We start from the raw sequence: 20,581 nt of genomic DNA on the forward strand, positions 1-20,581 counted from the left end.
TGCCCGAGCAACCTTTTTTCTGTAGGAGCACCGTGCCAAGCAAGGCCCCCACCGGCAAGAAACTCGTGATTGTGGAGTCTCCGGCCAAGAGCAAGACCATCGCCAAGTACCTGGGCGAGGGCTTCATTGTCGAGGCCTCCATCGGTCACATCCGTGACCTCCCGCAGCCCTCGGAGCTCCCCGCGGAACTGAAAAAGACCTCCGTGGGCAAGTTCGCCGTCGACGTCGACCACGACTTCAAGCCCTACTACGTGGTGTCCCCGGACAAGAAGAAAAAGGTCGCCGAACTCAAGGCCCAGCTCAAGGGCGCCGACGCGCTCTACCTCGCAACCGATGGGGACCGCGAGGGCGAGGCCATCGCGTGGCACCTGCTGGAGGTCCTCAAGCCCAAGGTCCCCGTGTACCGGATGACCTTCGGTGAAATCACCAAGGAAGCCATCCACCGCGCCATGGACAACCTGCGCGACGTGGACCAGGACCTGGTGGACGCCCAGGAAACCCGCCGCGTGCTGGACCGGCTCTACGGCTACGAGATCTCCCCGGTGCTCTGGCGCAAGGTGGCCCGCGGGCTCTCCGCCGGCCGCGTGCAGTCCGTCGTGACCCGCATGGTGGTGGACCGGGAACGCGAGCGGATGGCCTTCAAGGCCGCCTCCTACTGGGACCTGACCGGCCAGTTCGGCACCGACGCCGCCACGGCGTCCTCGTTCAAAGCGAAATTGGCGTCCGTCGACGGCTCCAAGGTCGCCAGCGGCCGGGACTTCAACGACGACGGCGAGCTCACCGCCCGCGGCGTCGTCCACCTGAACCAGGAACTCGCCCTGTCCCTGGCCTCCGGCCTGCAGGAGGCGGAATTCCGCGTCCGCTCCGTCGACACCAAGCCCTACACCCGCCGCCCCACGGCGCCGTTCACCACCTCCACGCTGCAGCAGGAGGCCGGCCGCAAGCTGCGCTTCTCTTCGAAGAGCACCATGCAGGTGGCCCAGCGGCTGTACGAAAACGGCTACATCACCTATATGCGTACCGACTCGAACGCACTGAGCAACGAGGCCATCACGGCCGCGCGTCGCCAGGCGTCCGAACTGTACGGCCCCGAGTACGTCCCGGCCTCGCCGCGCGTGTACAGCGGCAAGGCCGCCAACGCCCAGGAGGCGCACGAGGCCATCCGTCCCGCCGGCGACTCCTTCCGCACCCCGGCGCAGGTGGCCAAGCAGCTCTCCGGCGACGAGTTCCGCCTCTACGAGCTGATCTGGAAGCGCACCGTCGCCTCCCAGATGGCCGACGCCAAGGGTTCGACGGCGACCATCCGCCTCGGCGCGATCGCCACCGACGGCCGGGACGCCGAATTCTCCGCCTCCGGCACTGTCATCACCTTCCCGGGCTTCCTCGCCGCCTATGAGGAAGGCAAGGACGAGAGCCGCGGCGACGACGACTCCGACGAGGCCCGCCGGCTGCCGAACGTGGCCAAGGACGACATCCTCACCGCCGCGGACATCACCGCCGTCGGCCACGAGACCTCGCCGCCGCCGCGCTTCACCGAAGCGTCGCTGACCGCCGAGCTGGAGAAGAAGGGCATCGGCCGCCCGTCGACCTACGCCTCCACCATCTCGACCATCCAGGACCGCGGCTACGTCCGGAAGCAGGGCTCCGCGCTGGTCCCGAGCTGGATCGCGTTCTCCGTGGTCCGGCTGCTGGAACAGCACTTCCACGACTACGTGGACTACGACTTCACGGCCGACATGGAAGCGGACCTGGACAAGATCGCCAACGGCCAGGAGGCCGGCCCGTCCTGGTTGAAGCACTTCTACTTCGGCGCCGACGCCAAGCCGGGCCTGCTGAGCATCGTGAACAACCTGGGCGAGATTGACGCCCGCGAGATCAACTCGATCCCGATCACGGACGGCATCACCCTGCGGGTGGGCAAGTTCGGGCCGTATCTGGAGAGCTCCGTTCCCAGCGTGGACCCGAAGACCGGCGAGGTCGTCGAGTCCGCCCGCGCCAACGTCCCCGAGGACCTGGCCCCGGACGAGCTCACCGCCGCCAAGGCCGTGGAGCTCATGGAGACCGCCGCCCCCGAGGAGCGCGTCCTCGGCGAGGACCCGCACACCGGCCACACGGTGGTGGCCAAGAACGGCCGCTACGGCGCCTACGTCACCGAGATCATCCCCGAGATGACCGAGGAGCAGCTGGCCAGCCGGCCGGTGGAGTACTACAAGAACGGCAAGCCGAAGCCGCCGAAGAAGCCGGTCAAGGCCAAGCCGCGCACCGGCTCCCTCTTCGCCTCGATGACCGTGGACTCCGTGACCCTGGACGAGGCCCTGCAGCTGATGAGCCTGCCGCGCGTCGTGGGCCAGGACGCCGAAGGCACCCCCATCACGGTGCAGAACGGCCGGTTCGGCCCGTACCTGAAGAAGGGCACGGACTCCCGCTCGATCGGCTCCGAGGAGGAGATCTTCACGATCACCCTCGAGCAGGCGCTGGAGATCTACTCCCAGCCCAAGCAGCGCGGTGCCCGTGCCGCGGTGCCGCCGCTGGCCGAGTTCGGCCCGGACCCGGTCTCGGAGAAGAACATCGTGGTGAAGGAAGGCCGGTTCGGCCCGTACATCACCGACGGCGTCACCAACATCACCGTCCCGCGCAGCACCTCCGTCGAGGAGCTCACCCGGGAACAGGCCGTGGAACTTCTGGCCGAGAAGCGCGCCAAGGGCCCGGTCAAGCGCAAGCCGGCAGCCCGCAAGGCACCGGCCCGGAAGGCCGCGGCCAAGAAGTAGGCGCTCGGGTTCGGGCCCGGGCTTTGCGTCGCGCCCGGCCGCCCGGCTCGCGGGTTCGGTGCAGGGTCGCCGTCTGGACGGTATGTATCAAGCTGTTTGTGACAGCTGGGTGGTTTGTTTGTGGTTGATGCCGGCTGGGGGTGGGGCTCCGGGTGCGGTGGGTTTGCGGTGGTATCGGTGCGGGTTGCGGTTGTAGGAGGCGTCGAGGGTGGCTTGGCGTTGGCTGCGTGCCTGCTCGATCCGGCCGTGGTGGACGGTGTCGGGGGTGTAGTAGTTCAGTCCGCTGTGGCGGTGGTTGGTGTTGTAGTCGGTGAAGAACGCGGCCATGTGGTCCCGGGCGTGGTCCAGGTCCTGGAACCGGCGGGGGAAGTCGAGGTCATATTTGACGGTCTTGAACAGGGACTCCGAGTACGGGTTGTCATCGGAGACCCGGGGCCGGGAGTAGGAGAGCTCGATGCCCAGTGCCCGGGCCAGGTCCAGGGTTGTGCCGGCCCGCATCGGGGCCCCGTTATCGGCGTGCAGGACCGTGGGGCTGTGGTGGTTTCCGGTGACGGCGTCCCGGATCAGGGCGGCGGCGAGGGCGGCTGTTTCGGTGTGTTCAACCCGGTGCCCGACGACCTTGCGGGAGTAGACATCCATGATGGTGTAGAGCCGGTAGGTGTGTCTCCCGGGCCCGTGGAGCATCGTGATGTCCCAGCTCCAGAGCTGGTTCGGGGCGTCCGCGTTCAGGACAGGTTTGACCCGTTGCCGGGAGCCGGTGCCGCCGCGTTGAACCCGGCGGTCCCCGTTTTGCCCGTGCGCGGCCACGATCCGGTGGGCTGAGGCGATCGAGAAGGAACAGCGCCCGGAATCGAGCATCCGGTAGTAGGCCTGGGTGACCGAGAGGTTCCCGTAGTCCTCGGAGTTGAGCCGTTCCATGAATTCCTTAGCCTCAGCCGTGCTGATCCGGTTCGGGTAGGCCCGGCCCTTATGCGGGAGGGTGACTCCGGCGGGAGGAGCGGGGTTCAGATGCCGGTACCAGGTGGTGCGGTGAAGACCGAGCAGGGCGCAGGTCCTCACCGCTGACCAGCCGGCCGAGACCAGGTGCCCGGCAAAGGTCAGGGCGATTCCTTTCCAGACTTTGGGATCAACCATTCGGGCCGGCCCGGGTCCGGGTCCGGAAGGTGCGGGTCCGTTGCCGCCGCGCTCCTGGCCATCGCGTCCAAGAGCGCGGAAGCTTTTCCCAGAATGTCCACCGCGGCCTCGGACCGGGCCAGTTTGGCTTTAAGGATCTCGTTCTCTCTCAAGACCCGTTTGAGCTGTTGCTTATCTCCGGCATTCAAGCGCTGGTCCTCACTTCCTGGCGCGGCATTGGACCTCAACTCCCCGGCCTCACGCTGCCGGACCCAGAGCCGAAGAGTTCCATCGGTGATGCCGACCGCCCTGCTGAACGCGGTCCTGGAACCGCGTTCAAGGCACTTGTCGTACTCCTCGAGAATCGCGTGTTTCTGCGCGAGAGTGAAGTGGCTCCGGTTAGACACACGCGAAGGGATCACAAAATCCATTACGGACCTTTCCCCGCCCCGAACGCCCGACCGTGAACGACAGGAAACCTGTCACACAACAGCCTGACACACAGGGTGGAAACGGCGACGGCGGCCCGAACCCGCGAGTGGAGTGCACATAGCAGCGGTTCGGGCTGGGGCTATGTCCGCGGCAGGCGGAGGATTCCGGAATGGAACCCTTCCCCCTGCCGGATGACGGCAATCTCTGGCGGACCGACGAACTGCTGGACCGAGGCCTGTCGCACCGCCGGATCGCCCGGCTCGTCTCCGCCGGCACGCTGATCCGCCTGCGCCGGGGCTGCTTCGTCCGGGCCTCGTACTGGGCCGGCCTGGATCCGGACTGTGCAGCACGCTGCCGGATCGAGGCCTACGCCCACGCCACCCTGACCCGCTCCGGCGGAGGTTCGGCCTTCAGTCACACCTCCGCGGCCCGGCTGCACGGACTGTTCCTCTGGCAGGCGGACGGGAACATCCACCTCACGGTCCCGTACCTGCCGTCGTCACAGGCGCACGCCGCCGACGTCGCCGCCCACACCCGGCCGCTCGCACCCGCGGAAGTCGTCACCCTGGGCGGCCTCAGGGCTACCAGCCTCGAACGGACCGCGGCGGACAGCTGCCTGATCCTGGGCTACCGTCAGGGGCTGATCCTGATGGACCACGCCCTCCGCCTGGGCGCGGATCCGGAGAAGCTGGCCCGGTACTGCGATCGGTACGCGGGAAGCGCCGGGGTGGTCACACTCCGGCGGGTCCTCGCTCACGCGGATCCGCTGTCCGAGTCGCCTGGGGAAACCCTGACCCGCGACCTGATCCGCAGGCTGCGGCTGCCGTCACCGGCGCTTCAGTTTGAGGTCAGGACGAGGCTGGGGACCTGCCGGCTCGACTGTGCCTGGCCCGAGGCTAAGGTGGCCCTGGAGTTCGACGGGCGCCGCAAGTACTTCGATTACGCACCCACGGCCGAGACCGTCTTCAATGAGCGCCGCCGCGAGAAGGCCCTGCAGGAACTGGGCTGGACGGTGATCCGGATGGAATGGCGGGACCTGTTCCGGGAACGGGAGTTCAAGACCCGGCTGCAGGCGGTGCTCACGGGACGGTGAGCTTCGGCGGGCTGCGGGGTCCGGTTCGTCCACCCGCCCGGCTCGCGGGTTCGGTGCAGGCTCGCCGTCTGGAAACAACGACGGCGGGCCGAACCTGCGAGCGGAAGCAGGCCTCGCCGGGGACGGACGGAGCCGCGGCCGCCGTCGTCGGGAATTGCGCCCCGGGCCGCAAAGTGATCGAGTGGGACAATGACTGAACAGCCCACACCCATGGATTCACAGCCGCTCAACGACCTCGAGGAGAAGCTCGCCAGGGGCGAACAGCCGGACGCCAACCCGGTGGATGTCATCCTGTCCTTCCTCAACAACGAGGTCTACATCGCCAGCTCGGACACCCTGGAGGGCCCCGACTCGCAGGTGGAGCCGCTGGTTCTGGCCAACGCCTCGGGCAACCCCGTCCTGGCCGTCTTCTCTCACCCCAGCCGCGTCACGGAGCAGTACCTTGCCGCCGCGCCGAACATCCTGGGAACCCAGGGCGCCGCGATCCTCGGTAACCTCGGTGACGAGCTCGGCATGGTGATCAACCCCGGCGCGGCCTACGGCTTCGAGATCGACCCGGAGGGTGTGGCCAACATCCGCCGCGATTTCAAGCCCGCCGACGAGGACGAGGCCGGCACCGAGGCCTAAGACCGGCACCCACCAGCGCCAGCGGACCGGCAGTGGTCCGCGGGCGCGGCTCTTTAGGCGGCCGGTACCCGCCGGGCAATAATGTGCCTATGCGACTAGGCGTACTCGACATAGGGTCCAACACCGTCCACCTTCTCCTCGTGGACGCCCATCCCGGTGCCCGGCCGGTGGCCTTCGCCTCGCATAAGCGCTCCCTCTCCCTGGTCCAGCACCTGGACGGTGACGGCAACATCAGCGACGAGGGCCAGAACGAGCTCGTGGAGTTCGTCCTCGAGGCTTGGGAATTCGCCGCCAAGCACAAGGCCGAGGACCTGCTGGCCTTCTGTACCTCCGCCATCCGCGAGGCCACCAACGGCAGCGAGGTGCTGGCCCGCGTCAAGCATGAGACCACCGTGACGCTGCGCGAACTCAGCGGCAGCGAGGAAGCGTCCATGACCTTCTTTGCCGTGCGCCGCTGGTACGGCTGGGGTGCCGGGCCCATGCTCAACCTGGACATCGGCGGCGGCTCCTTCGAAATGGCCTACGGCGAGGACGAGCTGCCGGAACTGGCAACGTCCGTCCCGCTCGGCGCCAGCCGCCTCACCCGCGACTGGCTGCTGGAGAACCCGCCCTCGGCCAAGAGCGTCAAGGAACTGCGCAAGTACATTCGGGAGACCCTGAAACCCGTTGTCAAGGAGTTCCAGAGCCTGGGCCGGGCCAACCACGTGGCCGGCACCTCCAAGACGTTCCGGTCGCTGGCCCGGATCGCCGGGGCGGCCCCGAGCGGGGCCGGCCCCTACGTCAAACGCGAGCTCTACGCCACGGACCTGGGTCTCTGGGCTCAGCGCATCTCCGCCATGGAAATCGAGGACCGCCTGCACCTGCCCGCCGTCTCAGAGGCCCGGGCACCCCAGCTGCTGGCCGGCGCGCTCGTGGCAGAGGCCGCCCTGGAGATGTTCGAGTTCCCCAGCCTGGAGATCTGCCCCTGGGCGCTCCGCGAAGGCCTGATCCTCCGCCGGCTGGACCAGCTGGTCACCGAGGGGCCCCTGGAGCCGCCGCCCCATGTAGCCCTGGCCAGCCAGCCCGCCGAGCTGCAGGCCCCCGACGACGAGGCCCCGGACGACGAGGGCAAGAACTCCGCCGACAAGGACGACGACGAGCACGACGACTCCGACGACGACTCGGACGACGACGACAAGAAGGATGCCGCCAAGAAGGACAAGGAACACGACAGCGGGAAGAAGGACGGCCACGAAAAGGGAAACGGCAAGAAGGACAAGAAACACTAGCCGGGCTGTCCCCGCTCGAGAGGGCGCCGGGCCGCCGTCGTCGTCGGCTCCGCGCTGAACCATTCGTTAACGCGAAAGCACCGGCCGTCGCTCGCGGGAAAATGGGGGAAACCCGCTGCTGACGACCGGTGCCGGGGCAGGCATCCGCATGCCTGCTGCATCACTCGCACCCTCTTGATGAGGTACTAACTACGGTAGGGGCCGAGGATGGGAGCAAGCTGGCCCGAAGTTGTGAGCTGGCTGTGAATCGGGGCCGACTGCAATGATGGGGGCATGAGCAACCGAATCGCCTTCCTGGGCTGTGGGTCAATGAACGAGGCAATCCTGGGCGGACTGATCGCCGGCGGGACCGATCCCGCGGACATCGTCGCCACCGTGCGGAGGGCCGAACGGGCCGCGGAACTGGCCGAACGGCACGCCGGCATCACCGCGATCGCCGGCGAAGAGGAACCCGAGAACAACGTGCAGGCCGCCACCGGTGCCGACGTCGTGATCCTGGGCGTCAAGCCCGTGGGAACCGCGGCGCTGGCCCGGGAAATCAGCGGGGCGCTCTCCCCGGACACGCTGGTGGTCAGCGTCGCCGCGGCCGTGTCCCTGGAGCAGCTGGAAGCAGCGCTGCCGGCCGGGCAGCCGGTGATCCGCACCATGCCCAACACGCCCGCACGCCTGGGCCGCGGCGTCGTCTCCGTCTCCGGCGGGACGCACTGCTCGGCGGAACAGCTGCAGCAGGCCAAGGACATCTTTGCCGCCGTAGGCACCGTCGTCGAGATCCCGGAAGCCCAGGTGGACGCGCTCTCCGCGGTCAGTGGCTCCGGACCGGCGTACGCCTTCTACCTCGCCGAGGCAATGGCCGCCGCCGGCGTTGAGCTGGGCCTGGACCCGGAGCTGTCCAAGCTGCTGGCCCGGGAGACCGTGGCCGGTGCCGGCCTGATGCTCGCCGAACCCGGCGCCGACCCCACCGCCCTGCGGATCGCCGTGACCAGCCCGAACGGGACGACCGAACGCGCGATCGCCACCTTCGACGAGCAGGGGCTGCCCGGCATCATCGCCGACGGTGCCCGGGCCGCCGCGGAGCGCGCCGCCGAGATCACCAAACAGCTGGGCTGACGCCCAACCCCACCCGCACACGGACAGGACAGCACGCATGGAACTGCACATCACCGGCGACGACGCCGCGGACAAGCTCCTCAGCGACGACGCCTTCGCCCTGCTCACCGGCATGCTGCTGGACCAGCAGGTGACCATGGAATCGGCCTTCGCCGGGCCGGAGAAGATCCGCACCCGGATCGGATCGCTGGAGCCCGGCACTATTGCGGGCTACGACCCGCAGGGTTTCGTCGAGGTGTTCAAGGAAAAGCCCGCCGTGCACCGGTTCCCCGGCTCCATGGCCGGCCGGGTCCAGGCGCTGGCCGAGACCGTGGACAAGGAGTGGGGCGGGGACGCCACCGCGATCTGGACCCAGGGCGACCCCGACGGCGCCGAGGTGCTGCGCCGGCTCAAGGCCCTCCCGGGCTTCGGCGAACAGAAGGCGAAGATCTTCCTGGCGCTGCTGGGCAAGCAGTGCGGCCTCAAGGCCGAGGGCTGGCGCGAGGCCGCCGGGCACTACGGCCAGGCGGACGCCTACCTGTCCGTGGCGGACATCGTCGACCCCGACTCCCTGGTCAAGGTGCGGGCCAGCAAGCAGGCCGCGAAGGCCGCGGCGAAGGCGGCCAAGGGCACGGACTGACGGACGGCGTCCGACGGTGGGCGCACACCCGACGTCGTCGTCCGCCGTCGGCCCCTACGGCCGGGCGGCGAAGCGTTCCAGCAGGTCCACGTGGCCGGAGACGATCAGCATGTCCCGGGCGGAAACCTTGGTCTCCGGCCGGGCGTAGGTGAAGTCCTCGCCGGGGGACTTCACGCCAACAATGGTCACGCCGTACTTGGACCGGACCTTGGACTCCTCCAGGGTGAAGCCCACGGTCTCCCGCGGCGGGTACATCTTGACGATCGCGAAGTCGTCGTCGAACTCGATGAAGTCCAGCATCCGGCCGGAGACCAGGTGCGCCGCGCGGACGCCGGCGTCGGCCTCGGGGTAGATGACGTGGTTGGCGCCGATCCGGGTAAGGATCTTGCCGTGCGAGGGCGTGATCGCCTTGACCCAGAGGTGCTCGATCCCGAGGTCCACCAGGTTGACGGTGATCAGCACGGACGATTCGATCGAGGTGCCCACGCCCACGACGGCGGAGCTGAACTCCTGCGCGCCGAGCTGGCGGAGGGCGTCGATGTTGGTGGCGTCGGCCTCCACCACGTGGGTGAGGACGCTGGACCACTTCTGCACCAGGGTGCGGTCGCGTTCGATCGCCAGCACCTCGCGGCCCTGCTTAACGAGCTGTTCGGCGGTGGACGCGCCGAAGCGGCCCAGCCCGATCACCAGGACCGGGGCATTGTGGGCGGGGCGGTTGACGGCGCCTGAGGAACTAGCCAATGATCGGTCTCTCTTCCGGGTAGTGGTACAGCTGGCTTCGCTGGCGCAGGGCCAGTCCGGCCGCGAGCGTGACGGTCCCGACGCGGCCGGCGAACATCAGCACGGTGAGGACATAGACGCCTGCCGGCGGCAGTTCGGCGCTGAGGTTGGTACTCAGACCCACCGTGGCGAAGGCGGAAATCGTTTCGAACAGGACTCGGTCCAGGGTGGCGCCGCTGATCTGCAGCAGCAAGAGCGCGGACACCGCCACCAGGGTTGCTCCGGCGACGATCACCGAGATGGCCACCCGCATGGTGCCCTCCGGGATGGTGCGGCCGTAAATCTTCACGTCGGCGTCGCCGCGGGCCTCGGCCACGATGGCCAAGAACATCACGGCGATGGTGGTGACCTTGATGCCGCCCGCCGTCGACGCCGAGCCACCGCCGGCGAACATCAGGGCGTCGCTGAGCAGCATGGTGGCCGAATCCATGTGGTTCTGGTCCACCAGGTTGAAGCCGCCGGAGCGGGTCATGACGGAGGCGAACAGCGAGTGCGTGATCTTGTCGCCAACGCTCATGCTGCCGATGGTGCGGACGTTGTTCCATTCCAGCAGGCCCCAGAGGACGGCGCCGGCGGCCAGGAGGATCAGCGAGACCTGGATGGTCAGCTTGGTGTGCAGGTTCCATTTCTTCCAGTTCAGGCCGTTCTGCTGCAGCACCATCACCACCGGGAAGCCGAGGCTGCCCAGAAAGACGCCCACCATCAGCGGAACCAGGATCCACAGGTCCGTCTCGTAGGGCACGATCCCGTCCGAGTGCGGCGTGAACCCGGCGTTGTTGAACGCGGAGATGGAGTAGAAGATCCCGTGCCAGAGGGACTGGCCGAAGCTTTCGCCCAGGGACAGGAACCGCGGCACCAGTGCGGCGGCGAGCACCGCCTCGATCACCACGGAGGTGACGATCACGATCCGCAGCAGCGCGCCCACCTCGCCGAGCCGGCCGGCGTTGTTCATGGCCTCCTGGGCGATGAGCTTGCCGCGGACGCCGAGCTTCTTGCTCACCACCAGGGCCAGCAGGGACGCCAGGGTCAAGGTGCCGAGGCCGCCCACGAAGATTCCCACCAGGATCACGAGTTGCCCGAAGAAGGACCAGTGCGCGGCGGTGGAGACTACGGTCAGGCCGGTCACGCACACCGCTGAGACGGCGGTGAACAGAGCCTGGTGCAGCGGCGTGACCTGGCCCGTTGCGGAGGACACGGGCAGCGACAGCAGGGCGGTGAAGGCCAGGACGACGACGGCGAACGCGGTGACCGCCAGGCGGGCCGGAGACGTGTTCGCGATGTCGTCCACGAAGTCGCGCAACCGGGTGAGGACCCACAAACCTTCCCGGTCCGGCTGGCCGGGGTGCCAGCTGGCCGGGTGGGTTGACCTCGACTGGCTTTGCTTCATGTGCGGTTTGTCCTCGGTTGAAACGGCGTCCACAGTAGTAAACCACTATATTCCGCGGCCGGACGGGGGAGGCGGTGTCCGCTCCGGTAGCCTGTGAGGGATGACTTTCCTGCCCGGACTCGCCCAGGCCGCATTACCAACGACGGTGGTGTGGAACTCCGCTATGACGGCATACAACTTCGGCCACAGCCACCCCATGGCGCCGGAGCGGATGGAACTGACCGCCCGGCTGTCCCGGAGCCTCGGCCTGCTGGACCTCGACCACGTCACGGTGGCCGCACCGGAGGTCGCCACAGACGCAGAACTCGCCGCCGTCCACAGCGAGGACTACATCGCCGCCGTCCGCCGCGTCAGCGCCGATCCCGCGACCCCGGACGAGAAGCGGGGCCTCGGGACCGAGGATGACCCCGCTTTCGCCGGGATGCACGAGGCGAGCGCGCGCCTGGCCGGCGGGTCGCTGCTCGCGGCCGGTGCCATCCTGGACGGCAGCGCGGTCCGTGCCGTGAACTTCGGCGGCGGCATGCACCACGCCTCCCGTGAGCGGGCGAGCGGCTTCTGCATCTACAACGACGCCGCCCTTGCCATCCAGCGGCTGCTCGACGGCGGGGTGCAGCGGGTGGCGTACATCGACGTCGACGCCCACCACGGCGACGGGACGCAGAGCATCTTCTGGGATGACCCGCGCGTGCTCACCATTTCCTTGCACGAGACCGGGCTGACGCTGTTCCCCGGCACCGGGTTCGCCAACGAGATCGGCGGCCCCAACGCGCAGGGCAGCGCCGTGAACGTGGCCCTCCCGGCCGGGACCGGCGACGCCGGTTGGCTGCGCGCCTTCCACGCCGTCGTCCCGCAGCTGATCGGGGCGTTCGAACCTGAGGTCATCGTTAGCCAGCACGGCTGCGACTCGCACAAGCTGGACCCGCTGACGCACCTGAACATCAGCGTGGACGGCCAGCGGGAGGCGGCGTCCGCCGTCGCCGGCCTCGCCGCCCGCTACTGCGACAACCGGTGGATCGCCACCGGCGGCGGCGGGTACAACGTCATCACAGTGGTGCCGCGGTCCTGGAGCCACCTGGTGGCGATCGCCGCCGGCCGGCCCGTGCCGTTGCGCACCGCGGTGCCGGAGGACTGGCGCCAGCACGTCAAGGACACCTACGGGGCGAAGTACGGCGTGGAACCGCCCACGGTGATGGGCGACGACGTGGATCTCTGGTGGCGCTCCTGGGAGGTCGGCTTCGATCCCAACGACGCCGTGGACCGCACCGTTATGGCCACCCGCAAGGAAGTTTTCCCGCTCTACGGCCTGGACCCCTGGTTCGACTGAGCCCGGCCCCGCCCGGTGGATGCCATCCGGCGTATATGTCGCTAGGGTGGAGGGCATGGTGACAGACGACGTATTTGCCGTCATTGCAGAGTCCACCCGCCGGGAGATCCTGATGGCCCTCCGCGACGGGGACAAGGCCGTGGGGGAGCTGGTGCAGGAACTTGAGGCCAGCCAGCCCACCATCTCCAAGCACCTCAAGGTCCTGCGCGAGGCGGACCTGGTCAGCATGAGGGCTCAGGGCCAGAAGCGCTATTACGCGCTGAACCCCGGGCCGCTCGCCGACGTCGCCTCTTGGCTGGGCACGTTCGACGGCGTTGCTCCCGCCGAACCCGTTGCCACCGCGCCTGCCGAAACTGTGGCGGTCGATGCCGCGCCGGCCGAGGCGCCCGGGAGCCTGGCCGACGCCGTCACCGGAACGCCGTCCGACAATGGCCAGTCCACCCGGCTCCCGGCGGAGAGCTCGCTGAGCCCCGCCGTGGCGCTCCCCGTCGGCACCCTGCCCGACGGAACCCTTGCGCCGGGCGCCGTGGCCGAGGACCGGCGGCCCCAGCAGATCGGCCGGACCGTGGGCCGCGCCGCCACCCGCGCCGCGGACCTGCTGGCCAACCTGCCGAAGTTCGGCCGCAAGAAGTAACGCGGGGCCGCACGACTCGGGCCGCAAGACCCTGACCGCACACATCAGGCCGCCATGAATGTTGGCGGTTTCTAGGGGTCGTTGCAACACCTGCTGGTTAGGTGGGTATTAGTAAATCACGCAGACGCTCGGCTGGAGTTTTCCAGCCGAGCGTTTTGCGTGGGCGGCCGTTGAGTTCCTGGGCTACGTGTTCGAGGTCTTCGGGGCCGTAGGCGGAAAGGTCCGTGCCTTTGGGGAAGTACTGGCGCAGCAGCCCGTTGGTGTTTTCGTTCGAGCCGCGTTGCCATGGGCTGGCCGGGTCGCAGAAGTAGACCTGCATGTCGGTGGCGAGGGTGAAGGTTTTGTGCCCTGCCATTTCCGCTCCCTGGTCCCAGGTCAGTGAGCCGCGCAGGTGCGCCGGCAGGGCGGCCATGGTGTTGATGAGTCCATCGCGGACGGTTTCGGCCGTGTGGTTCCCGGGCAGGTGGACGAGCATGACGTAGCGGGTGGTGCGTTCGACCAGGGTGCCGATCGCTGACTGGTTCAGCGCACCGGTGATGAGGTCTCCTTCCCAATGCCCGGGCACCGCGCGGTCCTCGACCTCTGGTGGCCGCTCGGAAATCATGACCATCGGATCCACGAACCTGGGGGTGCGTTGTTCCCCTGTCCGGTGGGATTTACGGCGGGTCCGGCCGGTGCGCAGCGCCGCCTGGACTTCGCGTTTAAGCCCGCCCCGCGCCTGGACGTAGAGGGACTGGTAAATCGTCTCGGGACTCACGCGCATCTCCGGGTTGTCGGGGAACTCCTCGACCAGTGTGTGGCTGATCTGTTCCGGTGACCAGCGTATGAGCAATTTCCCCTTCACATAGTCACGCAGGTCCGACCCGCCCGCGAGCTTGGCCATCTTGGGGCGTCTCCGGCGGGCGGCGGCTTTCCGGTGAGCCCCGTGCGGCAGATACCCCATCCGCGCATCGGCGTTCCGGCGCAGCTCCCGGCTGATCGATGACGGCGCACGACCAAGCGCCTGGGCGATTGCCCTGATTGAGGAGCCTGCGGCCTGCAGATCCCGGATCAGTTCCCGCTCCTGCACACTCAGAAACCGCGAATCGATGGTCTTCTCCAGCGCCGACACCGGCATCGCAGGAACGGGCGCCATTCCGAGCCCGGCAGCGGGCGTGGTCATTGTGGTCACACCACGTTTGTAATCGACCATGCGACCATCAGCGTAAATACGTCGGCCGTTGGACTTACGGATCCCAAGGTCCCACTCCGCCGCCGTCCTGGGATGCACGCCGACCATCGTGGCCGCCTCCCGCCGGCTCCAGCCGGTACCGCGCAACCGGAAGTACTCGTCCCGTCCCTGGTGCGGGCGCGCCCCCGGCTTCCCCTGACCTTTCAAGCCAGCTTTACGCACCCAGGCAGCGCACGTATCCGGGCTGAATCCAAGCTCCCTGGCCGCTGCCCGCGTGCTCCTCAGCCGGTCAAACACGGTAAAGAACTGATCCTTCTGTTCCTGGGTGTATCTCTTGCTGGTTCGTGGCTTTGCCGTTAAAGACGACACGGTCGTTGCAACTCCCAAAAATTCTGGGTGTTGCAACGACCGCTAGAACCCGCCGTTCATGGCGGCCTGATCTGTGTGTCCTCTGGGGCGGGCGGCTCCTACCGCTGCAGCAGGTGCACGTGGTCGGGGGTCAGGTCCGCGATGCGGCTCACGCCCAGGAGCGCCATGGTGCGGCGCATGTCGGTGGCCAGAATCTCGATGGCCCGCTCCACGCCGGCCTGGCCGCCGGCCATCAGCCCGTACAGGTAGGCCCGTCCGATCAGCGTGAAGTCCGCCCCCATCGCCAGTGCCGCGATGATGTCCGCGCCGCTCATGATGCCGGTGTCCAGGATGACGGCCGCGTCGCTGTTGTCGGAACGGAGCGCCGCCGTGACCTCCGGCAGGAGGTGGAAGGGGATCGGGGCGCGGTCCAGTTGCCGGCCTCCGTGGTTGGAGAGCACGACGCCGTCGGCCCCGTGATCGACGACCTTGCGGGCGTCGTCGACGGTCTGGATGCCCTTGACCACCAGCTTGCCCTTCCAGGTTTCCCGGAGCCAGTCCAGGTCCTCGAAGGTCAGGGTGGGGTCGAACATCGAGTTGATCAGGTCGGCCACCGTGCCGGTGTACCGCGAGAGCGAGGCGAACGTGAGCGGCTCGTGGGTGAGGAAGTTGAACCACCATTCCGGCCGGTAGGAGGCGTCCAGGACCGTCTTCAGCGTCAGGGCCGGCGGGATGGTCATGCCGTTGCGGACGTCGCGCAGCCGTGCCCCGGCGATGGCGGTGTCCACGGTGACCATCAGGGTGTCGTTCCCGGCCTTCGCCGCCCGTTCGATCAGTTCCAGCGAGCGGTCCCGGTCCGTCCAGAGGTAGAGCTGGAACCAGTTCCGGCCCTCCGGCGCGGCGGTCGCGACGTCCTCGATGGAGGCGGTACCCATGGTGGAGAGGGTGTAGGGGATGCCTGCCGCGGCGGCCGCCCGGGAACCGGCGTACTCGCCCTCGGACTGCATCATCCGGGTGAAGCCGGTGGGGGCGATGCCGAACGGCAGCCGGGAGGGCTTGCCCAGGATGTCCGTGCCCAGGTCAATGGCGGAGACGTTGCGAAGCACGCCCGGGCGGAATTCGATGTCCTGGAAGGCCTGCCGGGCGCGGTTCAGGGTGATCTCTGCCTCGGCGGCGCCGTCCGTATAGTCGAACGGGGCCTTGGGCGTCCGCCGCTTGGCGATGGCGCGGAGGTCCCAGATGGTGCTGGCACGGCGGAGGCGGGCGGCACGGCCGAGTTCCGGCTTCTTGAACTGCATCAGCGGCGCCAGGTCCGCGTACTTCGGGATCCTGCGCCGCAGGGCGTCGGGCAGGGCGTGCGGCAGGGCGTGCGCCTGGGCGCCTGTCTGCTGGGACGCCGGCTGGGCGGCAGGTGCGCCGGCGTCCGCCCCGGCGCCGCCGTCGAAGGTGCCCGAAGCGTCATCCGCTCCGGTGTCCTGCGGTGTGGTGGGCGCCTCGGGGTTGGTGGTCCCTACGGGTTGCGTCATTGCTGCCTCCGGGTCTCTCACGCTGTGGATTGCGGTGTCGGTCTTTGGAATTCGGTGCATGCCATGGTCCATGGATCGCGGGAAGGTGGCCCTGGATCGTGTGGTCTAACCACACTGTAGGACGGCGGGGCGCCCAGTTCAACCATCGTCCGCCCGGGCGAATGTTACGGGCCGCTTTTTGCGGCGGCCCGGCCGCGGGGCTATGGTCATTGCCATGACTAACCGTTGGTATGCGTATTTTTCGTTGGCTCTGGAGGGGCCCGCGTCTAACTGACACGCATCCAACTTTCCTTCAGAGCCAACAGGGCAGAGATCATTCTCTGCCCTTCGCCATTTCTCCGGCGGGTTCTGATCAGGGCCCGCTCCCCATCCGGAACAGGACCCATCATGAGCATCGAAGCAGCCCCGGCCCGCCAGCAGTCCACCTCTGACCTGCGGATCAACGACTTCACCCCGCTGCCCACCCCGCAGGCGATGATTGCCGACCTGCCGCTCGACGAGCGCTGCGCCGACGTCGTCGCCCGCGGCCGGGACGAGGTGCGCGCGGTGATGGACGGCGTCGACGACCGGCTCCTGGTGATCGTGGGCCCCTGCTCGATCCACGACCCCAAGGCCGGGCTGGAATACGCCCGCCGGCTGGTCAGCCAGGCCGAGAAGCACCGCGGGGACCTGCTGATCGTCATGCGGACCTACTTCGAGAAGCCGCGGACCACGGTGGGCTGGAAGGGCCTGATCAACGATCCGGGGCTCGACGGCGGCCACGACATCGCGGGCGGCCTGCGGGCCGCCCGGCAGTTCCTGCGCCAGGTCACCGCCCTGGGCCTGCCCACCGCCACCGAGTTCCTGGAGCCGATCAGCCCGCAGTACATGGCCGACCTGGTGTCCTGGGGTGCGATCGGTGCCCGCACCACCGAGAGCCAGATCCACCGCCAGCTCGCCTCGGGCCTGTCCATGCCGATCGGGTTCAAGAACGGCACCGACGGCGGCCTGCAGGTGGCGCTCGATGCCTGCAGCGCGGCCGCCGCCGCACAGGCGTTCCTCGGCATCGACAGCGACGGCCGGGCCGCCATGGTCAGCACCGCCGGCAACCCGGACACTCACGTCATCCTGCGCGGCGGCAGTGGCGGCCCGAACTACGCCGCCGCCGACGTCGAGGAGGCCTCCGCCAAGCTGGCCGGACGGCAGCTGAACCCGCGCCTGATCGTGGATGCCAGCCACGCCAACAGTGGCAAGAACCACCACCGGCAGGCCGAGGTGGCCCTGGAGGTCGGAGCGCAGCTGGAGAACGGCGGGGCGTCCGCGGCGGCGATCGGCGGCGTGATGCTGGAGAGCTTCCTGGTGGGCGGGGCCCAGGCGCTCGACGTCGAGGCGCACGCCGCCGGGACCGACGACCTGACCTACGGCCAGAGCGTGACGGACGCCTGCATGGACTGGGACGTCACGGCGTCCGTCCTGGATCAGCTGGCGGCTTCGGCCCGCGCCCGCCGGGACCGGGTTTCGGCGGAGTCGTCCTGCCCAATTCCTGAGGAACTCTTTCACATTGGCACCAGAAACCCCTAGAGTATCTAGCACATGGTTGTTTGATGGCTCAGCATCGGCACACCGCCATGTCGTTCAGACGGGGCAGCCGTTCGCTTGAGCAAAAGGAATAAGGGAAATGTCTTCGGAGGCCAACTTCTCCAACGCGCGCTTTCTCACTGTGGCCGAGGTCGCGGAGGTCATGCGCGTATCCAAGATGACCGTGTATCGCCTGGTGCACTCCGGTGAAATGCCGGCGGTGCGTTTTGGCCGCTCCTACCGGGTTCCGGAAAGCGCCGTCGAACAGTACCTCAAGGGTGCTGTGGTCGACGGGCACACCGAAACAGCCTGAGTCCGCCGCCGTTCAGCCCGGGCCGCAGTACACCCTTGCCCGGGCCGCGGTCGTGGTAGGGGCCGCAAAGGCGGTACCCTGTTAAGGAACGTTTTACGTCATTGTAAGAACCTGTCAGTTGTTTCAGTCTGCTGCTAAGCCCGCGGACACTTCCCAACGGGCAGGTACTGCATCTAGCCGGTAAGGAACTTTCGTGGGTTCAGTTATTAAGAAGCGTCGCAAGCGTATGGCCAAGAAGAAGCACCGCAAGCTGCTTCGCAAGACCCGCCACCAGCGCCGCAACAAGAAGTAGAGATACTTCGTTCAGCGTGAAATGCCCGTTGCCTTCCGGCAGCGGGCATTTTCTTTGCCCGGATTTAGGCGCGGGCGGGACGTCCGTGGTTTACGGCCGGGAGAAGACGGGGGAGCTTAGGCGGAGGGGCCGCGGAAGCGGGAGTAGCTGCGCCAGAGGCCGTAGATGGCGCCGCCGACCGTGGCCGCCTTCAGGCCCAGGGTTGCTGCGCGGCGGCCGGACCGGAAATCGTAGACCGGCCAGTTGTTCTCGCGGGCGTGGCGGCGCAGCCGGGCGTCCGGATTGATCGCCACGGGGTGGCCCACCATGCTCAGCAGGGGAATGTCGTTGTGCGAGTCGCTGTAGGCCCAGCAGCGGGACAGGTCCAGGCCCTGCTCCTCGGCGATGCGGCGGACGGCGACGGCCTTCGCCGGACCGTGCAGGATGTCGCCCACCAACCGCCCGGTGTACGAGCCCTCGTGGATCTCGCCCACGGTGCCGAGTGCGCCGGTGAGGCCCAGCCGGGTGGAGATCACGGTGGCCACCTCGATCGGCGTCGCGGTGACCAGCCAGACCGGGCGGTCCATCCGCAGGTGCTGTTCGGCGAGTGCCTTGGTACCGGGCCAGATCCGGGACTCAATCATCTCGTCGTAGACCTCTTCGCCGAGGGCCTCGATGTCCCTGACGGTGAAGCCGGAGGCCAGGCTGAGGGCGGTATCGCGGACGGCGTGGACGTCCTCGAGATTCTCGCCGCGGCAGACGAACATCAGCTGCTTCCAGCCAAACCCGGCGGCCTGGCGGAGGGTGAACGCCCCGCGCTGGTGCATTTTGCGTGCCACGTGGAAGAGGCTGGCGCCGCGCATCAGCGTGTTGTCGACGTCGAAGAAGGCAGCTTCGCCGTGCTTCGGTGACGCTGCCGTCCGCGCGGCGACGGCGACGATCTTCTCCTCGGGCATGCCACGAGTCTAGTCAATGCGGCAGGCATCCCCGTGATCGGAGCCGTCCGCCGCACCGAAGGGCCGCGCCGAAATGCCGGGGAAACGGGGCCGGGAGACGGACCATGAGCCTTCGTCGGGGCCAGCCGATGCTGCGTCGACGACGGCGGCGGCCCCCGGCTACCGTTAAACCATGGCCACCACCGACCCGCACCAGGCGCCCAGTCCCGCCGTCGTCCTCATCACCAAGCCGAACTGCCACCTGTGCGAGGACGCACGCGACGCAGTGACCCGGGTGACATCCGCGCTTGGCCTGGAGTGGTCAGAGCAGTCGATCGACGACGACGCGGCCCTGCGGGAGCGCTTCGCCGAGGAGATTCCGGTGGTGCTGGTGGACGGCGTGCAGCGTGACTTCTGGCGGATCGACGAGGCGCGGCTGACGCGGACCCTCACCCGTGCGCTCGGCACCGGCCACTAAGCCGTCACTGAGCAGGTCACTCAGCCTGGCACTGATTAGCCGTCCGGCCGCCCCTGCTTTGTGGGCCGAAGTCGCCCGGCCCTAGAGTGGGAACACAACAAAACTCGATGGAGCAGATAGTGACCTCGCTGGACCCCACCCCCGGCGCCCTGGCCGCGGGTGCCGGCGCAGCCGCCAAGCAGATCCCGCCCGCGGCCGTGGCGCGGCTGACACTCTATCTGCGCGCCCTGACCACGCTCCTGTCCGAGGGAGTGGACCGGGTCTCCTCCGAATCGCTCGCCGAGGCCTCCGGGGTCAGCTCCTCCACCCTCCGCAAGGACCTGTCCTACGTCGGCTCCTACGGCACCCGCGGCGTCGGCTATGAGGTGCAGTACCTGAACCAGCACATTGCCGCGGCCCTGGGACTGACCCGGGACTGGAAAGTCGCGATCGTCGGCGCTGGCAACCTGGGCAAGGCCCTGGCCCGGTACGGCGGGTTCGAATCCCGCGGCTTCGACATCGTCGCCATCCTCGACGCCGACCAGATGGTGATCGGCAGCGAGGTGGGCTGGCTGCGGGTCAGCGATGCGGCCGACCTCGAGGCGGTCCTGCACCGCACCGGCGCCAACATGGTGGTCCTGGCGTTGCCCGCCGCCGTCGCCCAGAGCGTCTGCGACCGGGTGGTGGCCGCCGGGGTACGCAGCATCCTCAGCTTCGCCCCGGTGATGCTCCAGGTCCCGGACGGGGTCAACCTGCGGAAGGTGGACATGGCCACCGAACTGCAGATCCTTGCCTACCACGCACAAAGGGCGCAGGACCCGGACGACGCCGACTGATTCAGTCGGCGGCCC

Annotated in this window: 20 protein-coding genes; 13 read left to right on the forward strand and 7 right to left on the reverse strand. The window is 68.2% G+C overall.

Annotated elements, in window-relative coordinates:
• Positions 1-32 precede the first annotated feature (32 nt).
• Positions 33-2,768 carry a type I DNA topoisomerase gene (topA, locus tag ABC337_RS10795; protein ID WP_412883955.1) on the forward strand — a complete coding sequence of 912 codons (2,736 nt, stop codon included), beginning with the start codon at positions 33-35 and terminating at the stop codon, positions 2,766-2,768.
• Positions 2,769-2,855: 87 nt separating this feature from the next.
• Here topA and ABC337_RS10800 read toward each other — a convergent pair whose 3' ends face one another.
• Together ABC337_RS10800 and ABC337_RS10805 are read right to left on the reverse strand one after the other, a co-directional pair.
• Complete coding sequence (locus tag ABC337_RS10800; protein ID WP_412882303.1) at positions 2,856-3,902, reverse strand: IS3 family transposase; 1,047 nt, start codon at positions 3,900-3,902, stop codon at positions 2,856-2,858.
• Positions 3,866-4,288, reverse strand: coding sequence for a transposase (locus ABC337_RS10805; RefSeq protein ID WP_412882304.1), 423 nt, complete (start codon positions 4,286-4,288; stop codon positions 3,866-3,868). Before ABC337_RS10805 ends, ABC337_RS10800 begins: the two co-directional genes overlap by 37 nt.
• 194 nt (positions 4,289-4,482) lie before the next feature.
• Between ABC337_RS10805 and ABC337_RS10810 the strand changes: the two genes are divergently transcribed.
• The 5 genes from ABC337_RS10810 to ABC337_RS10830 all read left to right on the forward strand — a co-directional run bounded on the left by ABC337_RS10810 (position 4,483) and on the right by ABC337_RS10830 (position 9,027).
• The gene (locus tag ABC337_RS10810; protein WP_412883954.1) at positions 4,483-5,406 is read left to right on the forward strand and encodes a type IV toxin-antitoxin system AbiEi family antitoxin domain-containing protein; all 924 of its coding nucleotides are present in this window, start codon (positions 4,483-4,485) and stop codon (positions 5,404-5,406) included.
• 189 nt (positions 5,407-5,595) lie between these two features.
• A complete protein-coding gene (locus ABC337_RS10815; protein WP_412883953.1) occupies positions 5,596-6,033 on the forward strand; it encodes an SseB family protein in 438 nt (145 codons plus the stop codon).
• A gap of 89 nt (positions 6,034-6,122) precedes the next feature.
• Complete coding sequence (locus ABC337_RS10820) at positions 6,123-7,301, forward strand: Ppx/GppA phosphatase family protein (RefSeq protein ID WP_412883952.1); 1,179 nt, start codon at positions 6,123-6,125, stop codon at positions 7,299-7,301.
• Positions 7,302-7,574: 273 nt separating this feature from the next.
• A complete protein-coding gene (gene proC, locus ABC337_RS10825) occupies positions 7,575-8,408 on the forward strand; it encodes a pyrroline-5-carboxylate reductase (RefSeq protein ID WP_412883951.1) in 834 nt (277 codons plus the stop codon).
• Between the two features lie 37 nt (positions 8,409-8,445).
• Positions 8,446-9,027, forward strand: coding sequence for an HhH-GPD-type base excision DNA repair protein (locus ABC337_RS10830; RefSeq protein ID WP_412883950.1), 582 nt, complete (start codon positions 8,446-8,448; stop codon positions 9,025-9,027).
• Positions 9,028-9,081: 54 nt separating this feature from the next.
• On the opposite strand, the gene ABC337_RS10835 is transcribed toward ABC337_RS10830, so the two are convergent.
• Both ABC337_RS10835 and ABC337_RS10840 read right to left on the reverse strand, forming a co-directional pair.
• Positions 9,082-9,768, reverse strand: coding sequence for a potassium channel family protein (locus ABC337_RS10835; RefSeq protein ID WP_290256130.1), 687 nt, complete (start codon positions 9,766-9,768; stop codon positions 9,082-9,084).
• On the reverse strand, positions 9,761-11,194 hold the full coding sequence (locus tag ABC337_RS10840; protein ID WP_412883949.1) for a TrkH family potassium uptake protein: 1,434 nt from the start codon (positions 11,192-11,194) through the stop codon (positions 9,761-9,763). Before ABC337_RS10840 ends, ABC337_RS10835 begins: the two co-directional genes overlap by 8 nt.
• A gap of 100 nt (positions 11,195-11,294) precedes the next feature.
• On the opposite strand from ABC337_RS10840, the gene ABC337_RS10845 reads away from it, so the two are divergent.
• Entirely contained in the window at positions 11,295-12,518 is a 1,224-nt protein-coding gene (locus tag ABC337_RS10845; RefSeq protein WP_412883948.1) for an acetoin utilization protein AcuC, read from the forward strand.
• A gap of 55 nt (positions 12,519-12,573) precedes the next feature.
• Entirely contained in the window at positions 12,574-13,152 is a 579-nt protein-coding gene (locus ABC337_RS10850) for an ArsR/SmtB family transcription factor (protein WP_412883947.1), read from the forward strand.
• A 97-nt stretch (positions 13,153-13,249) separates the two neighbouring features.
• On the opposite strand, the gene ABC337_RS10855 is transcribed toward ABC337_RS10850, so the two are convergent.
• Entirely contained in the window at positions 13,250-14,692 is a 1,443-nt protein-coding gene (locus ABC337_RS10855; protein ID WP_487247082.1) for an IS30 family transposase, read from the reverse strand.
• Between the two features lie 98 nt (positions 14,693-14,790).
• The gene (locus tag ABC337_RS10860; protein ID WP_412883946.1) at positions 14,791-16,197 is read right to left on the reverse strand and encodes an alpha-hydroxy acid oxidase; all 1,407 of its coding nucleotides are present in this window, start codon (positions 16,195-16,197) and stop codon (positions 14,791-14,793) included.
• A gap of 387 nt (positions 16,198-16,584) precedes the next feature.
• Here ABC337_RS10860 and ABC337_RS10865 point away from each other — a divergent pair, with 387 nt between their 5' ends.
• From ABC337_RS10865 to ABC337_RS10875, 3 genes are all read left to right on the forward strand, one after another.
• Positions 16,585-17,757 carry a 3-deoxy-7-phosphoheptulonate synthase gene (locus ABC337_RS10865; protein ID WP_412883945.1) on the forward strand — a complete coding sequence of 391 codons (1,173 nt, stop codon included), beginning with the start codon at positions 16,585-16,587 and terminating at the stop codon, positions 17,755-17,757.
• A 97-nt stretch (positions 17,758-17,854) separates the two neighbouring features.
• Complete coding sequence (locus ABC337_RS10870; RefSeq protein WP_290256124.1) at positions 17,855-18,067, forward strand: helix-turn-helix domain-containing protein; 213 nt, start codon at positions 17,855-17,857, stop codon at positions 18,065-18,067.
• 193 nt (positions 18,068-18,260) lie between these two features.
• On the forward strand, positions 18,261-18,359 hold the full coding sequence (locus ABC337_RS10875) for a 30S ribosomal protein bS22 (RefSeq protein WP_003792170.1): 99 nt from the start codon (positions 18,261-18,263) through the stop codon (positions 18,357-18,359).
• Between the two features lie 116 nt (positions 18,360-18,475).
• Here ABC337_RS10875 and ABC337_RS10880 read toward each other — a convergent pair whose 3' ends face one another.
• Complete coding sequence (locus ABC337_RS10880; RefSeq protein ID WP_412883944.1) at positions 18,476-19,294, reverse strand: HAD family hydrolase; 819 nt, start codon at positions 19,292-19,294, stop codon at positions 18,476-18,478.
• 172 nt (positions 19,295-19,466) lie between these two features.
• Here ABC337_RS10880 and ABC337_RS10885 point away from each other — a divergent pair, with 172 nt between their 5' ends.
• Complete coding sequence (locus tag ABC337_RS10885) at positions 19,467-19,751, forward strand: glutaredoxin family protein (protein ID WP_412883943.1); 285 nt, start codon at positions 19,467-19,469, stop codon at positions 19,749-19,751.
• A gap of 107 nt (positions 19,752-19,858) precedes the next feature.
• The gene (locus tag ABC337_RS10890) at positions 19,859-20,566 is read left to right on the forward strand and encodes a redox-sensing transcriptional repressor Rex (protein ID WP_290256121.1); all 708 of its coding nucleotides are present in this window, start codon (positions 19,859-19,861) and stop codon (positions 20,564-20,566) included.
• The last annotated feature ends 15 nt before the right edge of the window (positions 20,567-20,581 follow it).

This window comes from Arthrobacter phoenicis, assembly GCF_047238215.1.
Classification (GTDB): Bacteria; Actinomycetota; Actinomycetes; order Actinomycetales; family Micrococcaceae; genus Arthrobacter.

Bases quoted from the DNA above. Each gene is read 5' to 3' on its own strand.
- ABC337_RS10800 (WP_412882303.1), bottom strand. From the start codon at position 3,902: ATGGTTGATCCCAAAGTCTGGAAAGGAATCGCCCTGACCTTTGCCGGG.
- ABC337_RS10830 (WP_412883950.1), top strand. From the start codon at position 8,446: ATGGAACTGCACATCACCGGCGACGACGCCGCGGACAAGCTCCTCAGC.
- ABC337_RS10885 (WP_412883943.1), top strand. From the start codon at position 19,467: ATGGCCACCACCGACCCGCACCAGGCGCCCAGTCCCGCCGTCGTCCTC.
- ABC337_RS10815 (WP_412883953.1), top strand. From the start codon at position 5,596: ATGACTGAACAGCCCACACCCATGGATTCACAGCCGCTCAACGACCTC.
- ABC337_RS10845 (WP_412883948.1), top strand. From the start codon at position 11,295: ATGACTTTCCTGCCCGGACTCGCCCAGGCCGCATTACCAACGACGGTG.
- ABC337_RS10860 (WP_412883946.1), bottom strand. From the start codon at position 16,197: ATGACGCAACCCGTAGGGACCACCAACCCCGAGGCGCCCACCACACCG.
- ABC337_RS10880 (WP_412883944.1), bottom strand. From the start codon at position 19,294: ATGCCCGAGGAGAAGATCGTCGCCGTCGCCGCGCGGACGGCAGCGTCA.
- ABC337_RS10870 (WP_290256124.1), top strand. From the start codon at position 17,855: ATGTCTTCGGAGGCCAACTTCTCCAACGCGCGCTTTCTCACTGTGGCC.
- ABC337_RS10865 (WP_412883945.1), top strand. From the start codon at position 16,585: ATGAGCATCGAAGCAGCCCCGGCCCGCCAGCAGTCCACCTCTGACCTG.
- ABC337_RS10890 (WP_290256121.1), top strand. From the start codon at position 19,859: ATGGAGCAGATAGTGACCTCGCTGGACCCCACCCCCGGCGCCCTGGCC.
- ABC337_RS10810 (WP_412883954.1), top strand. From the start codon at position 4,483: ATGGAACCCTTCCCCCTGCCGGATGACGGCAATCTCTGGCGGACCGAC.
- ABC337_RS10820 (WP_412883952.1), top strand. From the start codon at position 6,123: ATGCGACTAGGCGTACTCGACATAGGGTCCAACACCGTCCACCTTCTC.
- ABC337_RS10840 (WP_412883949.1), bottom strand. From the start codon at position 11,194: ATGAAGCAAAGCCAGTCGAGGTCAACCCACCCGGCCAGCTGGCACCCC.
- ABC337_RS10850 (WP_412883947.1), top strand. From the start codon at position 12,574: ATGGTGACAGACGACGTATTTGCCGTCATTGCAGAGTCCACCCGCCGG.
- proC (WP_412883951.1), top strand. From the start codon at position 7,575: ATGAGCAACCGAATCGCCTTCCTGGGCTGTGGGTCAATGAACGAGGCA.